This is a genomic window from Natronococcus sp. (assembly GCF_047921035.1).
In the GTDB taxonomy this organism is placed as follows: domain Archaea; phylum Halobacteriota; class Halobacteria; order Halobacteriales; family Natrialbaceae; genus Natronococcus.
Window position 1 is genome coordinate 1 of sequence record NZ_JBLRWX010000176.1, and the last position, 3813, is coordinate 3813.

Sequence of the window (3813 nt, forward strand, 5' to 3'; positions counted from 1 at the left end):
TGCGGTGCGTGACTTGCCGCGGGTCTCGTGGAGCTCGTAGACGACCGAGACGAGTGATCGGGTGACGCACAGCAGCTCCCGGTCGAGGTCGACGTCGCCCCAGCGGAGTCCGAGGATCTCGCAGCGCCGCATCCCGGTGTTCGCTGTCAGCCATAGGGCGGTGTGGTAGCGGTGATCGCTGGTGCCGGTGAGGAACCGGTTGAGCTGGGCGGCGGTCCACGCCCTCGACGACGCCGACGGATCGGTGCTGTGGGAAAGCGAGGAGATCGGCGCCGGTGGAACGCCGGCGGTCGTCGGCGATCGCGTCGTCGTCGGCGGCGAACAACTGACCGTGCTCGAGGCCGACACCGGTACCGTCCGCTGGAGCGAGACGTTCGACGAGACGACCGCCGACCACGAACCGGCGGTGACGAGCCCGACCGTCGCCGACGGGACGGGTTACGTCGTCGCCGAGGAGTCGCTGTTCGCGTTCGACCTGACCAACGGCTCGGTGCGCTGGAGCCGGGAGACGGTCGAACTCGAGGAAACGGTGGACGAGGTCGCGGCGGAACCTCAAAGTCACGTCGCGTCCTTCGGGTCCGCGCCCGTCGCCGTCGCGAACGGACTCGTATACGCCGTCGCCGGCGACGCGGGGTGTGCCGCGTTCGACGCCGCCGACGGCGAGACCGAGTGGACCCACTGGCGACGCGACTACGGCGGGCTCTCGTTCTCCGGGATCGCGGCGACCGCCGAGCGCGTGTACGTCAGCGGAAGCCCCGAAGACGACTTCCCGGTCGTCGACGCGGCGACCGGCGACCGCGTCGACGCGGTTCCGAACGTGTTCGCACCCGCGGCGACCGCCGAGACTCGAGTCGCCGTCAGTCGCGACGCGCTCCGGATTCACAACTACGAGACGGGCGAGGGCTGGGAGCAGGTCGGCGGAACGACCGGCTGGCGGGACCCTTCGATCGTCGGGGACACGATCGTCGTTCCGTACTACCCCGGGTACAACGAACGTGCGGTGTTCGGATTCGACCTCGCGGACGGCAGCGAACGGTGGGAGTTCACCCATCCGGTCGTCGACGTCGACGCGCTGGCGGAGTGGTACGCCGTCACCGAGGACACGCTCTACACGACCGGTGAGAACGGGCTCGTCGCGCTCCGGCAGGAAACGGCCGACGAGGAAGCCGACGACGAGGACGAACCGGACGAGGAGGCGGGGGACGAGGAAACCGAGGGGCAAGCGGACGAGCAGGAATCCGACGAAACGGACGGTAGCGATCGGGTGGACGACGCGGACGGCGACGAAACGGATACCGACGCGAACGGCAACGAAACGAACGAGTCGGAATCCGACGGTGACGAGGCCGGCGAGGACGCGGAGTACGAACCGGGCGAGGACGGCGGCAACGGGACTGACGGCACCGACGAAGGCGACGGATCTGCGGACGATAACACGACCGACGCTGACGAAAGCGACGACGAAGCCAACGAAAGCGACGCGGACGTCGACGCCGACGATGAAGACGCCGATGGGACGACCGGTGCGGACGATACCGACGGTGGCGGGGACGGGAACGAAACGGACGACGCATCCGATGGGACCGCCGAGGGGATGCCCGGGTTCACGACGGGTGCCGGGATCGCCGGCGGGGCGCTCGGCCTCGAGTGGCTCCGTCGCCGCGCGACGGTCGACGACGACCTCGAGGGGTAGTCCGGTTCTCGACTCGATTACCCATCGCCTCGAGCGGCGATTCATCGGCTGTAATTGTTATCGGCCAACACAATGTCTGACGAAAGTATTTACCGTAGAGTGACCGACTGTGAATCGGTAGATCGGTACCACGGGTGGGATCCCCGTCACTGCCGTCGCGTCCCGACGTTCGAGAGTCGTGGTGGGCTCGTTCGAGTTCGGGACCCGCGACGGGCCGGTCGAGGATATCGATCCCCGATCGGTTTCGCCACGAGCAGTTTCCTCACTCGAGCGCGAGCCGTGCTGACGGCCGTTACGACCTGCGAGACGAACACCGACGGCTTCAGTCGGACGAGGGCGAACCGAACGGCGACGGCCGCGGCAAACGTGAGGGGTCCACTCCGCAACCAGCGCCCGATGACGGCACCGCAAATTCTATTCAGCCTATGGTCGCCAGAAAGTATTTGTCGGGCCGATCTATAGTCGACACTGGCCGACGGAATACGCTCAACAGCCATAGTACGCGAACTCCGGCCCGGCCAGCAGCCCTTTTCGGCGACGTTACACGTCCGCGGCCTCGAGCAGCGACTCGAGATCGTCGGTCTCGTTCGTTCGCTCCAGTTGGTCGACGACGTCGTTGTCGTCGTCTCGACGAATCCGCCGGAGGAGAAGCTCCGACTCTCGAATCTCGACGACGTAACTCTCCTCGTCGGTGCCGTCGAGAACCCCGAAGAGCGATTCGTGGTACACCACGGCGTCGACCGCCCCCCACGTCCAGTTCGGATCGTACTGCCAGCCCGTCGGGAGATCGGCGGCGGCGATCCGCTCCCCTACCTCACTCCCCTGCTCGGTGTTTGACCCGTCCATTATTGATTGTTGCATTCGTCGCACACCATATAAATGGTTCATATTGACACGGTGGGCCCTAAAACTGCTCGCGCTCCCGCCGTAGTTCGTCCGCAGATCTCGTTTCGCTCGAGTGCCGTGTCGACGCTCGTGATCCGATATCGTCGGATCGACAACTAAACAGAAAGTATTTATTGCGTAGCTGTTTAGTTGGAATTAGCCGGAGGGTCCCGCCGCTGACGCTCGACCGTTCGCATGCATCTCCGGCTACTCCCCCCACTTTCCTCTCGTCCTCATCGACCGCGCTGCACACGAGTCCGCCTTCGATGCCTCGTTACCGTACGGCGACGAGCACTCCTCACGAGAATCGAAACGCTGTTCGATGTCCTTTCGTCCGACGGTTCTCGAGCACGCCCGAAGTCGTCGATAGGATCTGAGCGGCTTCGAGGCCCGGTAGCGGTCCTACTGATCGAGGACGTCGCCGCGAACCTCGTAGGCTCGGACCTCGCCGCAGTTCTGCGCGCCGAACGTGATCGTCTCGTTGTCGCCGCCCTCGAGATCGATCTCGGTGCTCTCGGTCTGTTCGCCGCGGTCGCCCCGGAGACCGACCCAGACGAAGCCCGTGATCGGGTCGCCGGTTTCGTTGTAGACGTCGACCTCGACCTGGCAGTTCTGGCCGTCGAACTCGTGGGATTGGATCGAGAAGACGTTGTCAGTCCCGCCCTCCATACTGACGTATCCGTCGACGTCGTTGTCGTCGGAACGGTCGATCTCCTCGTAGCCGTGCAGTTCGAACCCGTAGTGGGTCGCGTCGTCGCAGCCCTCCAGCACGGCGGTTAGCTCGTGGCTCGAGTCGTTTCCGTCGAGTTCGTAGCCGTTGTCTCGCGACTCCGAGAGGATCTCGTCGCCGTAGTAGACGACGAAATCGTACCGGAGTTCGGCGGTCTCGTCGTCCGGTCGGGCGATCCTCGCGGTCAGTTCACAGCCGTCTCCGGCCTCGAACTCGGCGACCTCGAGCGGACTGTCGTTGACGATCTCGTTTTCGTAATCGTCGGGGTCGAGTTCCTCGTCGTCCTCGTCGTCAGTGTCGTCCTCGTCGTCACTACCGTCTTCGTCGTCGGCGTCCTCGTCCGCGTCGTCGGACTCCTCGTCGTCGGCTTCCTCGCCGCCGAACTCGTCCTCGTCGTCGGCCTCTTCGCCGTCGTACTCGTCGTCGGTCTCGTTGTCGGCGTCGTCGTCCGTTTCGTTCCCCTCGTCGTCGGTCTCGTCCCCACCGTCGTCGTCGCTCCCGTTGC

At 65.1% G+C, this 3813-nt stretch carries 3 protein-coding genes; 1 reads left to right on the forward strand and 2 read right to left on the reverse strand.

All coding sequences use genetic code 11. The annotated features are described in order from the left end of the window. Positions 1-181: 181 nt before the first annotated feature. Complete coding sequence (locus ACNA7R_RS19630; protein ID WP_416285225.1) at positions 182-1693, forward strand: PQQ-binding-like beta-propeller repeat protein; 1512 nt, start codon at positions 182-184, stop codon at positions 1691-1693. Positions 1694-2233: 540 nt separating this feature from the next. Here the strand turns inward: ACNA7R_RS19630 and ACNA7R_RS19635 are convergent. Both ACNA7R_RS19635 and ACNA7R_RS19640 read right to left on the reverse strand, forming a co-directional pair. After that, positions 2234-2539 (reverse strand): hypothetical protein, encoded by a 306-nt coding sequence (locus ACNA7R_RS19635; protein WP_416285227.1) that lies wholly within the window; start codon positions 2537-2539, stop codon positions 2234-2236. A 441-nt stretch (positions 2540-2980) separates the two neighbouring features. Continuing rightward, the coding region (locus ACNA7R_RS19640) for a hypothetical protein (protein WP_416285229.1) at positions 2981-3813 on the reverse strand (833 nt) is incomplete at its 5' end.